Consider the following 19,585-nt stretch of genomic DNA (forward strand, 5'->3'; position numbering starts at 1 on the left):
CATGACTGTTAAGGAGTTAACGTGATCGCATCTCTTCGCCGCCTGAGTTTGCTGGCCTGCGCGCTACTTGCGACGCCGCTCTCTTTCGCGACAGACACCCCTACGCCGCGGGACATGTGGCACGGCGCGGTGGAGCTTCAGTATGCCGAACTGAGTGCCGCCTCCGAGCGTCTGGAAGCCAGCGCCGCACGCTTTTGCCAGAGCCCAGACGAAGCTCTCAGGCAGCGCCTGGAAAATGACTGGCTGAGCGCCTATCAAGCCTGGCAGGCGGTGCGTTTTATCCAGTTCGGCCCGGCCGAGCAGAATAGCCGAGGCTGGCAGCTGCAGTTCTGGCCAGACCGTAAAAACCTGGTAGGCAGTAAGGTGCGCGGCTGGCTGAAGGCAGCCGAAGCCCCAGATGCCCAAGATATCGCCAGTGACAGCGTAGCGATCCAAGGCTTCCCCGCCCTTGAATACTTGCTTTATGACGACGCCATGGATGAACAGGCCCTGAGCGATCCTGCAGCCTGCGACTTGATGCAGGCCATCACCACTCATCTTGCGGATACCACGACCGCTCTGCATCGCGACTGGCAAGCCTTTGGCGAGCATTATCTGGAGACTGCCGACTATACCGAAACCACACTGGCCAGCGCTATCCAGACCCTCGAGCTACTCGAAGATAAACGGCTCGGTGAGCCTATGGGCCTTAAAGGCGCGCCCGCCAATGGCTACTTGGCCGAAGCATGGCGTAGCGGGCAAACGGTTCGATTGGTAGAGAGCAGCCTGGAGGGGCTGCGTACCGGCTTCTTGCCGGGGCTCACCGCGCTGTTGCGCGAGGCCGATGCACTGCCGCTCGCCGAGGCGTTTCGTGACCAGTTGGATAAAACACTCGTTCAGGCTAGCGAACTGCCACCGGGCTTGGTGCCTTCCCTTGAAGACGAAGAGGCGTTTCGCGGTCTGCAGTCGCTCTACCTCGACATCAGCCAGCTACGCCATCTACTGGGTAACGAGATCGCAGGTGAACTCGGGTTGGTGCGTGGCTTTAACTCCAGCGACGGAGATTAAGCCATGCATCGACGCCAGGTACTCAAAGCGGGGTTGGGCAGCGTCGCCATGGCGCTGACTCCGCTGAGCTGGGCGCTGCCAGCACGGGAGGAAGCCGCTTGGCTGTTCAGCGCGGTAGACGACCCTAGCGGGGCGCATTACATCGCCGGGGTGGCATTGGATGGTCAGACCCGCTTTATGATCGAAGTACCCGAGCGCTGCCATGGAGGCTGTCTGCGGCCAGACTCCCGCCAGGCAGTATTGTTTGCTCGCCGCCCTGGCACGCGGATGTATGTGATCGATGGCGACAGCCGTCAATTAGCCCACACCATTGCGGCCGGAAAGGGCTACCACTTCTACGGGCATGGCGTTTTCGACCTGAGTGGGCGATACCTGTATGTCACCGCCAACCGTTTGGAGGACAGCGCCGGGCTAGTGCGCGTTTACGACGCTGCCAACGCCTACGCCCATGTGCGTGATATGCCGCTGGACGGTATTGGCCCCCATGAGCTCAAACTGATGCCGGATGGAGATACCCTGGTGATTGGCTTGGGGGGTATCCAGACTCATCCTGACTACGGCCGGGTCAAACTCAATCTCGATACCATGGCCCCGGCGCTGATGCTGCTGGATCGCCACAGCGGTGAGATACTGGCACGTCACGAACCTTCGCACCATCAGCTCAGCTGCCGTCATCTGGATGTGGCGGCGGACGGTGCCGTGATCGCTGGCTACCAGTTTGAAGGCCCCGAGTGGGAAATCCATCCGCTGACCTGCCGACTTGACAGTGATGGTCATTTCTCTGAGCTGACACTTGACGATGAGCTGACGGCCAGCTTGAACCATTACACTGCCAGCGTGGCGTTTAGCCGTGTTTCTGGCAATGTCCTGGTGACCGCCCCCCGCGGCAACCGGGTACTACTGCTGGATGCTGCGCAAGGCACGCTTGTTGCCAGCCTGGCGCTGCCCGACGCCGCCGGTGCCCGCTGCGACGGTAACGGTGGCTTTCTGGTCTCCTCCGGCCAGGGCGGGCTCTACCGTGTTACGCCTGACTTAGCGATGCCCGAGCTTCTCGCCAGCCTGGAACTGCGCTGGGATAACCATCTAACATGATTTTCAGAAAAGCGGCTTGGAATAGTATGCCGTATCAGTGACTAGGTGGCCGCATAATCATCCCATGATAATGACACCTTCTTGGTAAGAGGCACTGCTGTTAAACTTCAGCGCTCTTTTCAGGAAGGCAAGGAGACCCATGGAACTGCTTCACTTAGTATTTCGCCACTACCGCTGGCCTTTTATGGGCGCCATTGCGTTGAGCCTATTGAGCGCTGGACTAGGGGTTGCGGTGATTGCCTTCATCAATCAGCGCTTAATCGAGGTCGGCAGTTTGGCGGCATTGCCACAGTTTCTAGGCCTGTTAGCGGTATTGCTGGCGGTGACGCTGGGTACGCAGTTGGCGCTTACGTTGCTGGGTCATCACTTTGTATTCGATCTACGCTCCCGCTTGGTGAAGCGAATTCTCGATACGGATATTGAGCGTTTAGAGCAGTTGGGTAATTCCACCTTGTTGGCCAGCCTTTCCAGTGATGTGCGCAACATCACCATTGGGTTTGTGCGCCTGCCGGAACTGATTCAAGGCGTCGTGCTGACGCTGGCTTCGGTCGCCTATTTGGCGTGGCTCTCGCCCCAAATGGTGGTTATCACCGTGCTATGGATCGCCTTCACGATGGGGGTGGGTTGGTGGCTGGTCTCGAAGGTGTACCGCCACTTTCACCTCGTGCGAGAGAGCGAGGATCGCCTTTACAAGGATTACCAATCAGCAATAGAAGGGCGCAAGGAGTTGGCGCTCAACCGTGACCGCGCCCGACATTTTTTTGACGAGCGTTACACGCTCAATGCCCGGGACTACCGTTACCACATCATCCGTGCCGATACCTACCACCTCAGTGCCAATAACTGGTCTAACATCATGATGTTGGGCGCTATCGGCGTGGTGTTTTTCCTCTCTAATGGGTTGGGCTGGGCCAACACCACGGTGGCTTCCACTTTTGCGCTGACGCTTTTATTTCTGCGCACGCCGTTAATCCAAGCAGTAGGCGCTTGGCCCACACTGATTAGTGCCCAGGTCGCCTTCGATAAGTTGAGCAGCCTGGAGCTAGCCGAATACCAGCCAAGTTTTGCGGTGGACGATACGCTGACCGACTGGCAGCGCATTGAACTTGAAGCGGTCACCTACCACTACCCCGCGACTGCCCAGGGCGAAGGGTTCCAGGTGGGGCCTTTAAATATGACCCTTGAGCGTGGTGAGCAGGTATTTCTGATCGGCGGCAACGGCAGTGGTAAGTCGACCCTGGCCAGGTTGCTTTCTGGGCTATACCGCCCGCAAAGCGGCGCCATCAAAGTCGATGGCCAAGTGCTCAACGCCGATCAGTGGGAGGCCTTTCGTGCCCGCTTCGCCAGTGTGTTTACTGATTTTCATCAATTCGACCAAACCATGGGCCCCGAAGGGCAGCCTGCCGACCCTCAGGTCGTTGATACCTGGCTTGAGCGACTGCAGATGCAGCACAAATTGCAGTGGGAGGGCGATCGGGTCATCAACACTCAGCTCTCCCAAGGGCAACGCAAGCGCCTGGCGCTTTTGCTGGCGATTGCTGAAAAACGCGATATCTTACTGCTGGATGAGTGGGCGGCGGATCAAGACCCGCAGTTCCGACGCCTATTTTACCGCGAGCTGTTACCGCACTTAAAAGCAATGGGGAAAACCGTGTTTGCCATCAGTCATGACGACAGCTACTTCGTCCACGCTGATCGCTTGCTGGAGATGGCGAAAGGGCAACTTAGCGAGCTGAAAGGCGAGCAGCGTGCGCGAGCAAGCGAGGACGCGGTTGCACAAATCAATAGCTAACAGCGCAGAAGGCGGGGGTTTTAGCCGGTGGTCTGCTTGGCGCGCTTACGCGCTTGTAGGTCGCAGCCCTCGAGCGGGCAGGTGCCGCAGACATCAAATTCATCCAGTAAATAGCGCAGGCAGCAGAGCTTGCGCACCCGCTTAACTTCCTCACTACCCTTGGGCGTAAAGTAACGCACCGGCTGAAACAGCGGGTTGCGCTTACCGTTAGGGAGCGTACGCGTTTCTAACAGCGCTTTAGCTGCTTCAAGCGCTGCTTCATTTGCGAGCGGGTGCTCGGCCAGCGCGTTGATGTAAAAGTCCAGGTAGCCACCGGCATTGCTCCAAAATACTCGCTGTGCCGCGCCGGAGATAGCCGCTAATTGCTCAATCAACGGTGCCCAGTGCTGCTCAATCAGCGTAGCGAAGCGCTCAAGCGGGTCATTGGTGGTTAATGGCGAGCCTTCATGAGGTAGCCAAAGCCGTGCCGTCGCGCCGTTTTCGTTGAAGATCACCTGTACATCATCCAATCCCACCGGCAGGTCTCGGTTGAGCAACAGGTTGGCCGTGAGCGTAGGGACGGTCAGCGCGCTGAAGTGCCACTTGGACCATAGGGAGACGACTGCCCGCGAGTCACCGTTTGGATATTGAGACGAGAAGCGTGCCAAGTCCTGTTTGAGCCAATTGATATCCCGCCAGCGAGTGGCTTTGAACGCTTCCAGCAGTGGCATTCCACCCACTAAGGGGGGCGAAAAGTTAGCCAGCGGCCCGGTATAGCAGGCGGCCAACGAAGGCTCGAACAGTGGCGGCTGACGCAGGGCAAGGGGCATAACCGAACTCCAACACTAGGCGCTGGGAAATAAACAGTGGCTTAGGTTAAACGGTAATGACTATCAATTAAAGGTGTTTGTTGAGAATGACTATGTTTTAAATGACTACGTTTTAAATGACGGCTTAAACGGTAACGTCATTGCGCAACGGCGATATTGTGCTCTCCGTTGGGGTGTTTCATCACCTGCATTGGCAGGCCATAAATCGCCTCTAAGGTACTACAGCTCATCAAATCACTGGGGCTGCCATGCGCCAATAAGCGGCCGCTATGTAGCGCCATCAGCTCGTCGCAGTAGCGTGAGGCCATATTGATATCGTGCAGCACGATAATCACGCCCAGGTTCAACTCATCACACAGCTTACGGATCAGCGCCAGCACTTCCATTTGGTGCGCGATATCCAGCGCTGCCAGTGGTTCATCCAACAGCAGGAAGCGGCTGCCCTGGGCAAGTAGCATCGCCAGCCACACCCGCTGGCGTTCCCCTCCGGAGAGCGTATCCACCAGACGGTCTGCAAATGCTTCGGTGTGCGTGAGGGCAATAGCGCGCTCTACGGCGTCTTTATCTTTTTGCGTATGACGCCCCAAGAGCCCATGCCAAGGATAGCGGCCAAAGCCCACCAGCTCACGCCCGGTCAAGTTTTCGGCACTCGGCAAATGCTGTGGCAAATACGCCACTTGGCGTGCGAACTCGCGGTTTCCCCACTCATTGAGCGGGCGTTGGTCAAAGTGGATATTGCCCTGGGAGGTAGGCTGCTGCTGGGCCATCAGCTTAATTAACGTCGATTTTCCCGAGCCGTTATGGCCAATCAGACCGTATACCTTGCCCTCATGAAAGGTGTGTTCAATGGGCGCTAAAAGCGGCTTGCCATTGATTTCAAAGGTGGCGCCTTTGACCTCGAACATGAATGACTCCTGGCGGAAGGGTAAAGAGTAGTAGGTACATTCTAGTGCTAATAGTTCTCATTTGTAACCTGGTGGCAATAATAAAATGTCTATCAACCTCGGCTCCTTTAACCCATCAAACGCGCCCATATTGAATCCCTGAGCCATAAGCGACGAACCAGGGCAATAACGATATGGCCGATGATGAGTCCAAAGAGCAGCCAGGAGAGTGGACTATGCAGCACGTCGGCAGGAGCCATCATCCAGGTGATGTTACGCTCTGCTTCGGGCAGTAATTCAAGGCCGTAGAATTGGAGCGCTCCACCACGGCCATACTGTCGCAATAGACCAAAAGCGGGCAGCCACAGCAGCAGTCCATAAAAGGTGATATGGACGATACGTGCCATTTGGCCGCTAATTCCCGGTGGAGCCAGTGGGCGATGCTGACGATTACTCAATGCCCAGCCAAGGCGGGCCAGGGTCACGAGTAAGATTAGCAAGCCCAGGGAACCGTGCGGGCCAATGCTTGATAGGAAGACTGTGAGTGTGTTTTCGCCCATGGCTCGCCAAGCCAGTACGACGATAAATTGAAATAAAACCAGCGCCGCCGTAAGCCAGTGTAAAGCCCGACTAATACGCCCAAAGTGATGCGGGCTGTCTCGCCAGCCAATAGGCGTTTGAGCTGGCTTGCTTGTGTGGCTACTGTTTAGCGCCGTGTTGTTTGCTGTTCCCTTAACCATTGGCCTTGCCCAGGCGCCAGTAGCCCATGCTGGTAACGTACTGTTTGGGTAGCCCGCACTCGTTAATCAAATAGCGGCGTAGCTGCATGGCGACCTTGGTTTCAGCGGCGATCCAGGCGTAGAAGGGTGCGCTGTCATCCAGGGTGGCGGGTTCCCAGAGTGGTCCCTCCTCATCGTCGCTTTTGTCCTGGGGAGTGGGTGACGTAGGTGTGCCGCCTAGCGCTTGAATTTCTTTTTGTAAATCGATATCACGCAGCGCTCGCATTAGCAGTTCACCGTGTTGGCAGCCAGGTTCAGCGTCGCGGGCCAGCCAGCGCAGCTTGGCGGCCTGGGGCAGCGGCTGAACGTCGTCGCCACGAGGCACTTCGAACAGTGCTTCGACTTTGGGTTTGAGCGGCAAATCATCAAGGGTTTCCAGAATGCCGGCAGCAGCGGGTAGGGCGGTTTCATCGGCGATGATCAGAATACGGCGTACGCCTTGTGGCGGCTTCCACTCGTAGCCTAGCTTTGGGCCATCCGCATTGGCGGTAGGAGCTGTCATGGCCAAGCGGTCGCCGGGGCGGGCATGCATTGCCCAGCGTGATGCGGGCCCCGTGTCACCGTGGAGCACGAACTCCACGTCCACCTCGGCTTTTTCCGGGCGCAGAGCGCGGATAGTGTAAGTGCGCGCGGAAGGTCGCTGGGCTTCCGGCAGGGCACGGTAGGCGCTATACCAGTCGTGCTCATCCAGTTTGGCGATTTCAAATAAAGGGTCGAGAGTACCGCCTCCTTCCGGGAAGAACAGTTTGACGCGCTGATCCGGTGCGTAAGTGCTCATCTGGCTAACGGCGGGGCCGCTGAACGTAAATCGAACTAATGAGGCGCTGACCTGGGTGCGCCGGGCGAGGGTGATATCGAATAGCTGGTAGCTCGGTTTGGCTGCCATAGAATTGCCTCCCTTGATAAAGGTGTCAATTGTAGTGCTAATCGTTATCATTTAGAATCGATAGTTATCATTCAATGACTGACTTCCAAACACGATTAAGGCTAACCAATGACGCTGCTGCCTACCGCCGCCCCTTCGGCAAGTGCCTCGTTTATGAAAGGGGATTGCTCGCTATGTTAGGCACTGCTCAATTCGCCCAGCGAATGGGAGGGATGTCGCCAGCGAAAGCCTGCCTGTTGCTTAGCCTGCCGATGGTGGTGCTGTTTTGGCTGGGGCTGCAGGGCCAAGGCGGTTTTGCGCTGGGACTACACGCCCTTGTAGCGCCCTCTTTTGAGAACGTTGACGAGCTGCTGCTTTATTACGCTTGGTGGCCGCGCCTCTCGATTGCTTTGCTCGCCGGTGGCGGCTTGGGACTGGCCGGGGTGCTGATGCAGCAGGTGCTGCGCAATCCGCTGGCTTCACCCACCACACTCGGGGTGGCATCGGGCGCTAACCTGGCGCTGATGACGGCCACCTTGCTGGCACCGGGGCTGCTGGTGGCCGGGCGAGAATGGGTAGCTTTGCTGGGCGGTGCGCTGGCGGTAGGGCTAGTGTTCCTGCTTTCGTGGCGTCGCGGGCTGGCGCCCATCGTGGTGGTGTTGGCGGGCCTGGTGGTGAATCTCTATTTAGGAGCGCTCTCCACAGCGCTCCTGCTGTTCAACCACGAAGCGCTCTCGGGGCTGTTGATTTGGGGCGCTGGTTCGCTGGCGCAAAATGGTTGGGACGGCGTTGCGATACTTTGGCCCCGGCTGGCGATTAGCTGCGTGGCCGCGTGGTTTTTGCTGCGCCCCTTGGCGGTGCTGGAGCTGGATGATGCCAGTGCCAAGAGCCTCGGTGTATCGCTTGCCTATCTACGTTTTGGGGGCATGGGACTGGCGGTGTTTATTACCGGCAGCATTGTTAGCGTGGTGGGTATTATTGGTTTTATCGGTTTGGCCGCACCCAATATCGTGCGCATGGCGGGTGCGCGCCGGTTAGGGCCACGGCTACTCTGGTCGACCCTTTTGGGGGCCGTACTGCTTGCCACGACGGATCTATTGCTACAGCAGTTTTCGGGCATGGCGGCCGCCTTTATTCCTACCGGGGCGATCACCGGTGCGCTAGGGGCGCCACTATTAATGTGGCTTATTCCGCGCTTAAAACTGCAGGGCGATCGGCCGCCAAAAAGCGCGGGAGTATTCACGCATCGCCACCCTGCACCCTCGCGGTTAGCTGCTGGGTTACTGCTCGCGTTACTGGGGGCTACGGTTCTGGGTTTGATGTTTGGCCAGGGCGTCGATGGGTGGTATTGGCTAGCGCCCGATAACTGGAATGTTATGCAATGGCGCATGCCCCGGGTGATGGCAGCGGCGGCCAGCGGGTTGATGCTGGCGATTGCGGGCACTATTCTTCAGCGCCTTTCCGCCAACCCCATGGCCAGCCCTGAGGTGTTAGGCATTAGTGGTGGCTGCGCCATTGCGCTGATTTTAGGGATTTTCCTGCTACCTGAGCCCACCAATATGATGCTGATTGGTGTAGGCACCTTAGGGGCGTTTGCGACCCTGCTGGTGCTGGTCGGCATCAACCGCAAAAGTGGTTTTCTCCCTGAACGCTTACTGCTCACCGGGGTAGCGATCAGTGCGCTGTTTGATGCGGTTCGCAGCGTAATGCTGGCAGGTGGCGATCCTCGTGGCCAGCAGGTGATTGCTTGGCTGGCGGGATCCACCTACTACGTGGATATCACCAATGCGGTGGTGGTAGGGGGCATTGCCGCCGCGCTGGCGCTGATCACGCTACCCTTCACCCGCTGGCTGGATATCTTGCCGTTAGGCGCACCAACCGCCAAAGCTCTTGGCGTAACACTCAACCGCGCCCGCTTGGCGTTACTACTATTAGTGGCGCTGCTCACTGCCTGCGCCACTCTCGTAGTGGGGCCGCTTTCGTTTATTGGCCTGCTGGCGCCGCACATGGCGCGATTAGTGGGCTTTTCCCGGGCTAAGCAGCATCTGCTGGGCGCGGCGTTGATTGGTATGCTGCTGATGGTGCTAGCGGATTGGGTCGGGCGTCAGGTTATTTTTCCCTATGAGATACCAGTGGGTTTGGTCGCCTCCTTAATTGGCGGTGCTTACTTTATGTGGGGGCTGCGGCGACTTTAACCATATAAGAAAAACTAATGCCCCATTAGCAGGATGATTTTTAGTTATCACGGCTGCCCGGTACCTTAGTGCAATCTTTTAAACTTAGCGCACTTATTTTGACACTGAGGATTGGGCAATGTGGGAAAGTTACCTCACCGGGCTGCTGGTATGCGGCGGTATTATCATGGCGATTGGCGCGCAGAACGCTTATATCCTAGGGCTGGCTATTCGCCGCGAGTATCACTGGTGGTCGGCAGGCCTCTGCATGAGCGCGGATATTATCCTGCTTACGGCGGGCATGTTTGGGGTGAGCGCCTTCCTGTTGACGATGCCCAGTGCGCTGGAGGCGATGCGCTGGGTCGGCGTGGTATTTTTAAGCTGGCTGGCGGCACAGGCACTATTTCGGGCTGTTAGCGGTCGGCAAGGGCTGAGCGCCGAAGCGGGCAAAGCGCGTAGCTTAACCAAAGTTATTGTTGCCACCCTTGCCGTCACCGTGCTCAATCCCCAAGTGTACTTGGACACACTGCTGCTGATACCGGCCATCGGTGCCCAGCAGGAGAGTGCTGGTGTTTTTGTGGCGGGCGCCTCCACGGCTTCCATACTCTGGTTTAGCCTGCTGGCTTGGGGTGGCGCCGCGCTTTCGCCCTGGCTATCAAAGCCTATTGCATGGCGCATTATCGATGGCCTGATAGGATTAATGATGGCGGGTATAGCCGTTCATCTCGCCCTGGATGCTTCCTCTTTTCACTAGGCCGATTCGCCATTAATGACGGCTGAAATAGGCCTCCATCACGGCGACTACTTTTTCAATATCCGCATCGTTGATATCCCGATGGACGACAAAACGGGTGGCGTAAATTAACTCAATGAGTATGCCATGCTCCTTAAGCCATGCGGCGAGTGGCTGCACATGAGCGTCTGGAAAACGAGCAAATACCATGTTGGTAGCTTGTGAGGTGATCTCGACGCCTGGCAGCTTGGCTAAGTTTTTGGCCAATAGGGCTGCACGGCGGTGATCTTCGCTTAGATCGGTAACGTGGTGATCCAGGGCGTACTGACAGGCCGCAGCGATAATGCCCACTTGACGCATACCACCGCCCACCATCTTGCGTAAACGGCGGGCCTTATCAATCAGCGCTTGCGAACCCACCAACGCCGATCCCATCGGTGTCCCCAGGCCTTTTGAAAAACACAGGGAAACGCTATCGAAGGGCAGGCAAAGCTGCTTGAGCGATGTGTCGGTTGCGATGGCGGCATTAAACAAACGTGCGCCGTCTAGGTGCGTGGCCAATCCGCGATCCCGCGCTAGGTCGGTCGCTTTTTGCACATAGTCGGCCGAGAGCACCTTGCCGCCAATGGTGTTTTCCAGTGCCAGCAGCTTGCTGCGTGCAAAGTGGAAATCGTCGGCTTTAATGGCAGCGCTGATTTTTTCCAATGGCAATGCGCCATCGTCCGCATTCTCGATGGGCTGAGGTTGGATACTGCCCAAGACCGCAGCGCCACCGCCTTCATAGCGGTAGGTATGCGCTGACTGACCAACGATGTATTCATCGCCGCGTTCGCAGTGGGCCATCAGCGCCACCAAGTTACTTTGTGTACCGCTGGGGAAAAGTAGCGCCGCCTCTTTTCCGGCTAGCTCCGCTAGATTGGCTTGAAATGCATTCACCGTTGGGTCATCGCCCCACACATCATCACCGACCGGCGCGGCCATCATGGCTTCCAGCATGGCGGGCGTGGAGCGAGTCACCGTATCGCTGCGCAAATCAATCATGCAGAACTCCTTTTGTGTGTAAAGGCAACAACTTAGATTAAATTTTTTGAGCAAGATCATAAGAACCATCTATGGTTAACAGCATACTGCATGTCACTCACACATAGGCACCCCATGGATTTAAAAAGTGGCTACCCCTTTTGGGCCGTCAAGAATGGCCTGCTGAAAGCATACCCCCCGCTTGCGCGCGATCATCAATGCGATGTGGTCGTGATTGGTGGTGGTATTACGGGGGCGTTGATTGCAGATGAGTTAAGCCGCCATGGCCATTATGTCGTGGTGCTTGAGCGTCGCGATGTGGGGTGGGGCAGTTCCGCCGCCAGCACGGCTTTATTGCAATATGAAATCGATACGCATATGACTGAGCTGGCGAAGCTTTATGGCGAAGCAAATGCTCTACTCGCTTACCGCGCCTGTGCCGACGCGATCAGAGAACTCGAATCATTAGCGGCAGGGCTGGGTGATGTGGATTTTGCGCATCAACAAAGCCTTTATTATGCCAGTAGTGAAGAGGATGTTGCGCCACTCAAAGAAGAGCTAGCGCTGCGTCAGAAGCATGGTTTTGATGCTTCCTGGCTTGATAAAGAAACAATTTTAGCGGAGTACGATTTTGCAGCACCGGGCGCTATTCTTACCCAATTGGCCGCCAGTATTGATCCCTATCGTATGGCTTATCAGCTGTTTGCCAGGCTGGTGGAGCGTGGTGGTGAGGTCTATGACCGCACAGAAATGGAGACAATGGCGCCGGATGAAGAGGGTGTCACGCTGACACTAACCAATGGCACCACGCTGCGTTGCCAGCATGTGGTGATGGCGGCAGGCTACGAGTCTCAATCCTGGTTGCCAGAGAGCGTGGCGATCAACCGTAGTAGCTATGCATTTATCACCGACCCGCTCTCCCCCAAAGCACTGGGTAAATTACGCCATACCATGGTGTGGGAGTCTGCGCGGCCCTATCTCTATCTACGAACTACCTGCGATGGCCGCTTGCTTGTAGGTGGTGACGATGATGATGAAGACATCCCCCAGCGTCGCGATGCGCGGGTCGAAGAGAAAGCCCAGGGGCTGGCGAGCAAAGTAGAGGCGTTGTGGCCTAAGCTGGATATTAATCCAACGTTCTCGTGGGGCGGTACGTTTGCCGAAACCAAAGACGGATTGCCATTTTTTGGCCCCCATGAGGCCCATGGGCCCCGCGTACACTTCGCCATGGCATATGGTGGCAATGGCATTAGCTACAGCATGATCGGTGCAAAATTACTGCGCGCGCTGATCGAAGGAGAAGAGCATCCGCTGGCTGAGCTGTTTTCTTTCAAGCGACTAGCCAAAATGAACTGACTATCGGAACCTCTCTATCATCGAAAAACGAAGGCCTTACCGAAGACGTTAAACGCGCCTTAAAATTTCGCAGCGAGCTGATGAGAAGCGGGTATCCTTAAGGGATACCCATCAGAGTAGAGGACAATGAGTCACACACTTTTTTTAAGGGCCCTGGAGCGCAACGATTTGCGCTTTGTCCACGAGCTCAATAATAACCAGAGCATAATGTCGTACTGGTTCGAGGAGCCTTACGAGTCATTTGACGAACTGGAAGAGCTGTATAACAAACACATACATGATAACGCCGAACGACGCTTTGTCGCCGAAGATAGCCATGGTAACGCGATTGGTTTAGTGGAACTGATCGAGATCGATTACATCCACCGCAGTGCCGAGTTTCAAATCATCATTGCTCCCGATCATCAGGGCAAAGGGTTTGCTCGCTCGTTGATCCACCAAGCGTTGCACTACTCATTCACGATCTTAAACCTGCACAAGGTGTATCTCATTGTGGCGGTGGAAAACGTCAAAGCGATCCATCTTTACGAGGAGAGCGGTTTTATTGAGGAAGGGCACCTAGTGCAGGAGTTCTTTATCAATGGCAAATATAGGGATGTGAAGCGTATGTATATCCTGCAGGACGCCTACCTCGGCCAGATAGATAGCGTCGATGCGCCAGAATCTAACTGGCTGTAAGCGTTACAGCAAAACGCCCTAATAAAACTACACAATAAAACGCCTCGCGGATACGAGGCGTATGAATAGTGTTAACTACTTATCCCTTTAGCCTAAGTAGGCCTTGATCGCGTCAAAGGCCGCGCGCTGTTGCCGTGCGCGGTGTGCCCATACTTCCATAATATCGGCATCCCTTGTCTGTCCTTGATTCACTGAGTGTTGCATAGCGTCCACTCCTTTTCAGAGGTTAAGTGAAAGGCCTTATTTATAGCCTTTTTGTACACAAATTAATTTGTGCGAAGCAGCATTTTAGTTCTGGGTAGAATAATAAGGGCTTTTTCGAGCTTCGGGTAGTCCAAATGATGTAGGTAATTTGCCATTTTGTGTAAGCATATGCTTACAATTAGCCTACTGACACCTCTATCCATTTGAATGAAAAAGTTTTTCATAGTCATAAAAAAGCCGGGAATGACCCCCGGCTTCGGTGATTATCTTTTAGTCTTAAAGAGTCAAAAGCACCTGAATTAACCCAAATAGGCTTTCAGCGCCTCGGCTGCGGCACGATGCCACTGGGCATTCAAGCCCCAAAACTCCAGAACTTCATTGTCGCGTGCACGGGAGGGTATGAGAAACGTCATAATATGGTCCTCCTAATGGGACTACATATGAAGTATAGCCTCTTTATGCTGCGATGCAGCATAAAAGGTTGTTATAAAACCTCTGGGTAAAGGGGAACAAGCTTAAAATAAAATATGTTATTGTTAATAAAAGACTAAAAATAACGATAGTATCTTCTAATGACTCATCTCTCTTCCGCCTCGGTTGTACACCATGACAGCATGATAGATGCCCCAGAGGGGCGACTATTTACACGTGTCTGGCAACCAGCCAGTGCCGCGTCCCTTGAACAAAGCCCTATCGTACTGCTGCACGACTCACTAGGTTGCGTTGAGCTATGGCGTAGCTTTCCTGCGGCGCTGTGTGCAGCCACCCAGCGCACCGTAGTCGCCTATGATCGCCTTGGTTTCGGCCGTTCTGATGCCCGCCACGACACGTTGTCATTGTGTTTTATCGATGATGAACCGGCTCAAGGTTTCTCTGCCCTTCGTGATGCATTGGGTATTAAGCGCTTTATTGCCATTGGGCATAGTGTAGGCGGCTGTATGGCTGTTCACTGCGCGGGGGTATATGCCGATGAGTGCGATGGTTTGATTACCATCTCTGCCCAGGCGTTTAACGAAGCACGAACGCGAAACGGTATTGTGGAAGCCAAAGGGGTATTTCAGGCGCCAGAACAGCTTGCCAAGCTGGAAAAATATCATGGTGATAAAGCCCGTTGGGTACTCAATGCCTGGACAGAAACCTGGTTAAATCCAGCGTTTGAAAACTGGTCATTAACGCCAGCATTGGCGCAGGTGACGTGTCCCAGCTTAGTTATTCATGGTGAGAAAGATGAGTATGGCTCGCACCGTCAGCCGGAGCGTATGGTTCGCTATATCAAAGGCCCTGCACACGGCGAAATGCTGGCCAATATTCACCATGTCCCTCATCGTGAATGTGAAGCCGATGTAGTGAGTTTGGTCCACCAGTTTGTTGAACGCTAGCTATAGTGATGAAAGCCACAAGGAGCCTTATGCGCCTGCGTATTTTGTCTGATCTACACTTGGAGTTTTTCGACGGCAGCCGTGAATTGCCAGAAGTGGACGCCGACGTGGTGATTCTAGCTGGCGATATCCATCGCAAGAGCGAAGGGCTTGCCTGGGCGCGTCACCGATTCCCGGACAGGCCCATTATTTATGTACCTGGCAACCATGAGTTCTACGGAACATGCATGCCGCAGCTGCGTGAAGAGTTGGCGAGCGAAGCCGAACGCCTCAATATCGAGCTTTTGGATAATCGCGCGGTAACCCTCGACGGCGTGCGCTTTTACGGCACAACACTGTGGACGGACTTCGCGCTCTATGCCAATGACCCGACCCAAAACCCTGCCCATACCGAGTCAAAAGCACTGCGTTATATGCCCGATTTTAAGATTGTCCAATCATCGCCAGGCGTGACCTTGACGCCTCAAATGAGTCAGGAATTGCATAGCGAGGCGCTTGGCTGGCTAGAAAATGCTCTTGCTCAGCCGTTTAACGGGCCAAAAGTGGTCATTAGCCACCACGCGCCGCTGCACGACTGTATTCCCGGTCAATATTTGGGCGACGCTCTTTCCCCGGCGTTTGCCTCACACCTGCCTCAGCTCATGGGCAAAATGGACATATGGGTGCATGGGCATGTTCATGAGCCTGTCGATATATTGCTTAACGGTACTCGTATCATCGCCAACCCTGGTGGTTACCCCTATGAGTTCACTCCTGAGTTGTTTAAGTCAGGTTTTGTGATTGACGTATGAAAAATTATTTATTTCATTGAATTGCGTCTAAGTGCTGGTTATTTCGGGTGACTGTTTGGGTTTCCGTAGGAATTCTACTTTGGTTTAAATTTGACGACTTTCGCTTGCGCCATATCGACTCGATACTTATCTTCCTAGTTGTATGATGTATTACATAGGATGTTGGCCAGATGATGGCGTCTGTTCATTCAATGGTCAGCGCATTTACAAAGAGGGCGCAATGTGACGTTTTCAAGAGAAGCAGTAACCAACGCCATCGGTGATGGTTTGCTATCGTTTCCCATCACGGACTTCGATAGTCATGGCCGTTTTGATGAAGCGAGTTATCGCAAACGGCTTGAATGGTTTATTAGTCATGAAATTTCAGCAGTCTTCGTTGCAGGTGGCACTGGCGAGTTTTTCAGTCTCTCGCTTGACGAGTATCGTGACATTGTTCGTGTCGCTGTTGAGGTAATCGACGGACGTTTGCCGGTAATCACAAGCGCAGGGTTAAGCGTAGAGACAGGCAAAGCCTTTGCGAAAGCAGCGGAAGAGGCGGGTGCTGACGGTATCCTTTTAATGCCTCCCTACCTCACCGAGTGCCCACAAGACGGTTTGGTTGAGTATGCTCGTCAGATTTGCGATGCCACCGACATCAACGTGATTTATTACAACCGCGGTAACGGTATTTTGAACGCCTCTTCGGTGCAGCAACTCGCCGACCACTGTCCTAATTTGGTGGGGCTAAAAGATGGTAAAGGCGATATTCAGGCGTTAAACACAATCATTAAAACCGTGGGTGACCGCTTGGTGTATATCGGCGGCGTGCCCACGGCAGAAATTTTTGCCGAAGCCTATGTCTCGATCGGTGTGAATACCTATTCGTCAGCCGTTTTCAACTTCGTACCGGAAATGGCCGTCACGTTTTACAAGGAGTTGCGTAAAGGCAATAAAGAGGTCGTGAAGCAGATTACCAACGACTTTTTTATTCCTTTCGTGGATCTCAGGGATCGAAAAGCAGGCTATGCCGTTAGCCTCATCAAAGCAGGTGCTGAAATCGTAGGTAGGCCTGCCGGTAGTGTTCGCGCACCGCTGGCAATGCCGACCAGCGATGAATGTCAGACACTTGAAGCCCTAATCAATGTAGCAAAAAAAAACTCATAAATATTCACCCGACCAACCAGCATTAATAAATTAACGCCAATAATAAGAGGATGTTAGACATGCTTACACATAACAACTGCATGAAAGCCAGCTTTATCAAAGGTCGCACTTTAAAGACGTTAGCCCCCATCGCCAGCGTGGCTGCATTAGTCGCCATAGCGCTACCTGCGCAAGCTGAAGACTGGCGTGGTTGGAATATTCACCCTGACGGTTACCCCAACACCACTGCTTTAGAAGAGTTTGCCGACGCCGTGGTGGAGCAAACGGAAGGGCGCGTTAACCCACGTGTTTACAACAATGCGGTACTGGGGGATCAGTCCGACGCTATCGAGCAAACCCGCAACGGGGCGCTGGATTTTGCCAATTTTAATATGGGCCCGATGGGGCCGATCGTTCCAGAAACCAATGTGTTCTCGTTACCCTTCCTGTTCAATGACGTTGAACATATGCACACGGTAATGGACGGTGAAATTGGTGAGCGCTTTGCTGATGCGCTAGAAGATAAAGGCTTGGTGGTGCTTTCCTGGTTCGATTCAGGCGCCCGCAGTATTTATAACACCCAGCGCCCTATCAAAACGCCTGAAGATGTCGAAGGTTTAAAGATCCGGGTAATGAATAACGATCTTTACGTCGACATGATTGCCGCCATGGGCGGTAATGCTACGCCGATGTCTTACGGCGAAGTGTACCAAAGCTTAACCACCGGCGTACTTGATGGGGCTGAAAATAATTATCCCTCTTTTGAATCAAGCAACCACTATGAAGCAACGGGTTACTACTCGTTAACCGAGCACTTGATCATCCCCGAGTGTTTGTGCGTGGCTAAATCCAGCTGGGAGGAACTCTCGGAAGAAGACCAAAAAATTGTTCGTGAAGTAGCCGAAGAGGCTTCCACACGTCAACGTGAGCTATGGGTGGAAAGCTCCGAAGAGAGTCGTCAGATTGTTCTCGATTATGGTGTTGAGATTAACGAAGTAGACGATAAAGCCGCCTTCCAGGCACTTATGGAGCCTATGTATGAGGAATTTATCGCCAATAACCCTGGCACGGGTGAGCTAATCGAGGAAATTCGCGCCACCGAGTAATACTGACACCCATAAGCTTCCGGCAGTTAGCTAGCGGTTACGTAGACGCTGTCGGAAGTTAAAAAGGAAATGTGCCGTGAGTATCGAACTTGAATCGTCCGTCGATAAAGAAGACGCAGAACATAGCGGCTCACTGAATCGAATTTTAGATAGTGTTGCCAGTTTATGCCTCCTGGTGGCGGGTGTTTTGTTAGTTGCCTTGATTGCTATCTTTGGATGGTTAGTCTTTGGCCGTTATGTACTTAACAATACCCCTACATGGGTTGAACAGGCCTCGCTAGTGCTTGTTGTTTATATAACCTGTTTAGGCGCAGCGGCAGGTGTCAGGCATCATAGCCATCTTAATATCGATTTTATACGCGAGAGTTTTAGCGGTTCTTTACGTAGCTTAATGCATCACCTTGCTGACCTTTTTATTCTTTCCTTTGGCGGATTTATGGCCTTTCAGGGGTGGACGCTCGTCATGTCAAACCTGAACCGAGCTATCCCGATGATAGGATTATCAGAAAGTTGGCGTGCAGCCCCACTAGTAATATGTGGTGTGTTAATCATGCTTTTTTCAGCCTCTGATATAACGCAGCGCTTAATGACTCGAAAAGTTAAGAGGGTATAAACGATGGGTCTTATTATTCTTTTCGGGATCTTTTTTTTAGGGCTTATAGTTGGCGCACCGGTTGCGTTTGCTGTTGGCTTAGCCGCCGTTGTTACCTTCCTCTATGAAGGCTTGCCATTGTTCGTGGCTTTTCAGCGCATTCTCTCCGGTATTTCCGTCTTTTCGTTACTCGCGATTCCCTTCTTTATCTTTGCCGGTGAGTTAATGATGCACGGTGGTATCTCCACTCGCCTTGTGCGCTTAGCATCGGCGATGGTGGGCAAGGTGCGTGGCGGTCTGGGAATGGTGAATATCAGCTCTTCCATGCTGTTCGGGGGAATCTCTGGCTCGGCAGTAGCGGACACCTCTGCTTTGGGTTCTATCCTGATCCCAGTAATGAAAGAGAAAGGCTACGATGCCGACTATGCTGTCAACGTCACCGTGACCTCATCAATTGCGGGCGTGGTGATTCCTCCTAGCCATAACATGATTCTTTATGCGGTCGCAGCAGGCGGTGGCATTTCCGTTACTCAATTGTTTATCGCCGGTATTGTTCCGGGGATTTTGATGTGCCTTAGCCTAGCCGTTGCTGCCTACATCGTTGCGGTGAAACGTGGCTACAAAGGTGAAGCATTCCCTGGTTGGTATGCACTGATGATTAGTTTTGTCGCCTCGCTGCCTGGCCTGATGACGGCTGTCATCATCGTGGGTGGGGTGCTGTCAGGCATTCTAACCGTCACGGAGTCGGGTGCCTTCGGGGCTATCTATGCCATTGTGGTGACCGGTTTGGTTTACCGCGAATTGACCTGGGCATCGTTTAAAGCAGCCGTGATTCAGGCAGTAAAAACCACCTCGCTGGTGATGATCTTGGTGGGGTGTGCATCGGCCTTTTCCTACTTGCTCGCGCTTTATAATGTTCCGGAAATGCTGACAACAGGCCTGATGGCTATTTCCGATAAGCCGCTAGTTATTTTCCTAATGCTTAATATCATCCTGTTGATTTTAGGGATGATTATGGACATGGCGGCGTTAATTCTTATCTGTAAGTGCCTATTCAAAATTAATCGCGTGATCAGTTCCGTAACCACCGAGTAAGCGGTGTACCTCTTCATGTAGACGTTCAAACGAGAGATAGGCACTCAAGGGCAGCCAGGTGTACTTC

Annotated in this window: 17 protein-coding genes and 2 pseudogenes; 13 read left to right on the top strand and 6 right to left on the bottom strand. The window is 53.9% G+C overall.

The window, feature by feature from the left end; genetic code table 11:
- Positions 1 to 21: 21 nt before the first annotated feature.
- The 3 genes from HUO07_RS09185 to HUO07_RS09195 all read left to right on the top strand — a co-directional run bounded on the left by HUO07_RS09185 (position 22) and on the right by HUO07_RS09195 (position 3,931).
- Positions 22 to 1,047, top strand: a complete 1,026-nt coding sequence (locus HUO07_RS09185) for an imelysin family protein (protein WP_176303332.1) — start codon at positions 22 to 24, stop codon at positions 1,045 to 1,047.
- Positions 1,048 to 1,050: 3 nt separating this feature from the next.
- On the top strand, positions 1,051 to 2,139 hold the full coding sequence (locus HUO07_RS09190; protein ID WP_176303333.1) for a DUF1513 domain-containing protein: 1,089 nt from the start codon (positions 1,051 to 1,053) through the stop codon (positions 2,137 to 2,139).
- A 139-nt stretch (positions 2,140 to 2,278) separates the two neighbouring features.
- Positions 2,279 to 3,931 (top strand): multidrug ABC transporter permease/ATP-binding protein, encoded by a 1,653-nt coding sequence (locus HUO07_RS09195; protein ID WP_176303334.1) that lies wholly within the window; start codon positions 2,279 to 2,281, stop codon positions 3,929 to 3,931.
- A 20-nt stretch (positions 3,932 to 3,951) separates the two neighbouring features.
- Here HUO07_RS09195 and fhuF read toward each other — a convergent pair whose 3' ends face one another.
- From fhuF to HUO07_RS09215, 4 genes are all read right to left on the bottom strand, one after another.
- Entirely contained in the window at positions 3,952 to 4,740 is a 789-nt protein-coding gene (gene fhuF / locus HUO07_RS09200) for a siderophore-iron reductase FhuF (RefSeq protein WP_176303335.1), read from the bottom strand.
- Positions 4,741 to 4,877: 137 nt separating this feature from the next.
- Positions 4,878 to 5,645 (bottom strand): ATP-binding cassette domain-containing protein, encoded by a 768-nt coding sequence (locus tag HUO07_RS09205; RefSeq protein ID WP_176303336.1) that lies wholly within the window; start codon positions 5,643 to 5,645, stop codon positions 4,878 to 4,880.
- Between the two features lie 107 nt (positions 5,646 to 5,752).
- Positions 5,753 to 6,364 carry a cytochrome b gene (locus HUO07_RS09210; RefSeq protein WP_176303337.1) on the bottom strand — a complete coding sequence of 204 codons (612 nt, stop codon included), beginning with the start codon at positions 6,362 to 6,364 and terminating at the stop codon, positions 5,753 to 5,755.
- Positions 6,357 to 7,289 carry a siderophore-interacting protein gene (locus HUO07_RS09215; RefSeq protein ID WP_176303338.1) on the bottom strand — a complete coding sequence of 311 codons (933 nt, stop codon included), beginning with the start codon at positions 7,287 to 7,289 and terminating at the stop codon, positions 6,357 to 6,359. The genes HUO07_RS09210 and HUO07_RS09215 overlap by 8 nt, the downstream gene beginning before the upstream one ends.
- A gap of 173 nt (positions 7,290 to 7,462) precedes the next feature.
- Between HUO07_RS09215 and fhuB the strand changes: the two genes are divergently transcribed.
- Positions 7,463 to 9,463 (top strand): Fe(3+)-hydroxamate ABC transporter permease FhuB, encoded by a 2,001-nt coding sequence (gene fhuB, locus HUO07_RS09220; RefSeq protein WP_176303339.1) that lies wholly within the window; start codon positions 7,463 to 7,465, stop codon positions 9,461 to 9,463.
- Between the two features lie 118 nt (positions 9,464 to 9,581).
- A complete protein-coding gene (locus tag HUO07_RS09225) occupies positions 9,582 to 10,196 on the top strand; it encodes a LysE/ArgO family amino acid transporter (RefSeq protein WP_176303340.1) in 615 nt (204 codons plus the stop codon).
- A gap of 12 nt (positions 10,197 to 10,208) precedes the next feature.
- On the opposite strand, the gene ltaE is transcribed toward HUO07_RS09225, so the two are convergent.
- Positions 10,209 to 11,216 carry a low-specificity L-threonine aldolase gene (ltaE, locus tag HUO07_RS09230; protein WP_176303341.1) on the bottom strand — a complete coding sequence of 336 codons (1,008 nt, stop codon included), beginning with the start codon at positions 11,214 to 11,216 and terminating at the stop codon, positions 10,209 to 10,211.
- A gap of 114 nt (positions 11,217 to 11,330) precedes the next feature.
- Between ltaE and HUO07_RS09235 the strand changes: the two genes are divergently transcribed.
- The 8 genes and pseudogenes from HUO07_RS09235 to HUO07_RS09270 all read left to right on the top strand — a co-directional run.
- Positions 11,331 to 12,551, top strand: a complete 1,221-nt coding sequence (locus HUO07_RS09235) for an NAD(P)/FAD-dependent oxidoreductase (RefSeq protein ID WP_176303342.1) — start codon at positions 11,331 to 11,333, stop codon at positions 12,549 to 12,551.
- A gap of 126 nt (positions 12,552 to 12,677) precedes the next feature.
- Positions 12,678 to 13,229 carry a spermidine N1-acetyltransferase gene (gene speG, locus HUO07_RS09240; RefSeq protein ID WP_176303343.1) on the top strand — a complete coding sequence of 184 codons (552 nt, stop codon included), beginning with the start codon at positions 12,678 to 12,680 and terminating at the stop codon, positions 13,227 to 13,229.
- 776 nt (positions 13,230 to 14,005) lie between these two features.
- Positions 14,006 to 14,812 (top strand): alpha/beta fold hydrolase, encoded by an 807-nt coding sequence (locus HUO07_RS09245; RefSeq protein ID WP_176303344.1) that lies wholly within the window; start codon positions 14,006 to 14,008, stop codon positions 14,810 to 14,812.
- Between the two features lie 29 nt (positions 14,813 to 14,841).
- A complete protein-coding gene (locus HUO07_RS09250) occupies positions 14,842 to 15,603 on the top strand; it encodes a metallophosphoesterase (RefSeq protein ID WP_176303345.1) in 762 nt (253 codons plus the stop codon).
- Between the two features lie 222 nt (positions 15,604 to 15,825).
- Positions 15,826 to 16,746: a 5-dehydro-4-deoxyglucarate dehydratase gene (kdgD, locus tag HUO07_RS09255; protein WP_176303346.1), complete on the top strand. Its 921-nt coding sequence runs from the start codon at positions 15,826 to 15,828 to the stop codon at positions 16,744 to 16,746.
- Between the two features lie 59 nt (positions 16,747 to 16,805).
- Positions 16,806 to 17,831 carry a TRAP transporter substrate-binding protein gene (locus HUO07_RS09260; RefSeq protein WP_246286607.1) on the top strand — a complete coding sequence of 342 codons (1,026 nt, stop codon included), beginning with the start codon at positions 16,806 to 16,808 and terminating at the stop codon, positions 17,829 to 17,831.
- A gap of 76 nt (positions 17,832 to 17,907) precedes the next feature.
- The gene (locus tag HUO07_RS09265; RefSeq protein WP_176303347.1) at positions 17,908 to 18,444 is read left to right on the top strand and encodes a TRAP transporter small permease subunit; all 537 of its coding nucleotides are present in this window, start codon (positions 17,908 to 17,910) and stop codon (positions 18,442 to 18,444) included.
- A gap of 3 nt (positions 18,445 to 18,447) precedes the next feature.
- Positions 18,448 to 19,479 (top strand): annotated as a pseudogene (locus tag HUO07_RS09270) (TRAP transporter large permease); the annotation flags it as partial.
- Here the strand turns inward: HUO07_RS09270 and HUO07_RS09275 are convergent.
- A pseudogene (locus HUO07_RS09275) lies at positions 19,474 to 19,585 on the bottom strand (IS630-like element ISHsp2 family transposase); the annotation flags it as partial. The pseudogenes HUO07_RS09270 and HUO07_RS09275 overlap by 6 nt on opposite strands.

Source organism: Vreelandella maris, assembly GCF_013371085.1.
Lineage (GTDB): Bacteria > Pseudomonadota > Gammaproteobacteria > Pseudomonadales > Halomonadaceae > Vreelandella > Vreelandella maris.

What these genes read in the sequence shown, in the direction of transcription:
- HUO07_RS09210 (WP_176303337.1), bottom strand. Translation starts at nt 6,364, where the DNA reads ATGGTTAAGGGAACAGCAAACAACACGGCGCTAAACAGTAGCCACACA.
- speG (WP_176303343.1), top strand. Translation starts at nt 12,678, where the DNA reads ATGAGTCACACACTTTTTTTAAGGGCCCTGGAGCGCAACGATTTGCGC.
- HUO07_RS09195 (WP_176303334.1), top strand. Translation starts at nt 2,279, where the DNA reads ATGGAACTGCTTCACTTAGTATTTCGCCACTACCGCTGGCCTTTTATG.
- HUO07_RS09225 (WP_176303340.1), top strand. Translation starts at nt 9,582, where the DNA reads ATGTGGGAAAGTTACCTCACCGGGCTGCTGGTATGCGGCGGTATTATC.
- fhuB (WP_176303339.1), top strand. Translation starts at nt 7,463, where the DNA reads ATGTTAGGCACTGCTCAATTCGCCCAGCGAATGGGAGGGATGTCGCCA.
- HUO07_RS09205 (WP_176303336.1), bottom strand. Translation starts at nt 5,645, where the DNA reads ATGTTCGAGGTCAAAGGCGCCACCTTTGAAATCAATGGCAAGCCGCTT.
- ltaE (WP_176303341.1), bottom strand. Translation starts at nt 11,216, where the DNA reads ATGATTGATTTGCGCAGCGATACGGTGACTCGCTCCACGCCCGCCATG.
- HUO07_RS09190 (WP_176303333.1), top strand. Translation starts at nt 1,051, where the DNA reads ATGCATCGACGCCAGGTACTCAAAGCGGGGTTGGGCAGCGTCGCCATG.
- fhuF (WP_176303335.1), bottom strand. Translation starts at nt 4,740, where the DNA reads ATGCCCCTTGCCCTGCGTCAGCCGCCACTGTTCGAGCCTTCGTTGGCC.
- HUO07_RS09245 (WP_176303344.1), top strand. Translation starts at nt 14,006, where the DNA reads ATGACTCATCTCTCTTCCGCCTCGGTTGTACACCATGACAGCATGATA.
- HUO07_RS09250 (WP_176303345.1), top strand. Translation starts at nt 14,842, where the DNA reads ATGCGCCTGCGTATTTTGTCTGATCTACACTTGGAGTTTTTCGACGGC.
- HUO07_RS09235 (WP_176303342.1), top strand. Translation starts at nt 11,331, where the DNA reads ATGGATTTAAAAAGTGGCTACCCCTTTTGGGCCGTCAAGAATGGCCTG.
- HUO07_RS09215 (WP_176303338.1), bottom strand. Translation starts at nt 7,289, where the DNA reads ATGGCAGCCAAACCGAGCTACCAGCTATTCGATATCACCCTCGCCCGG.
- HUO07_RS09260 (WP_246286607.1), top strand. Translation starts at nt 16,806, where the DNA reads ATGCTTACACATAACAACTGCATGAAAGCCAGCTTTATCAAAGGTCGC.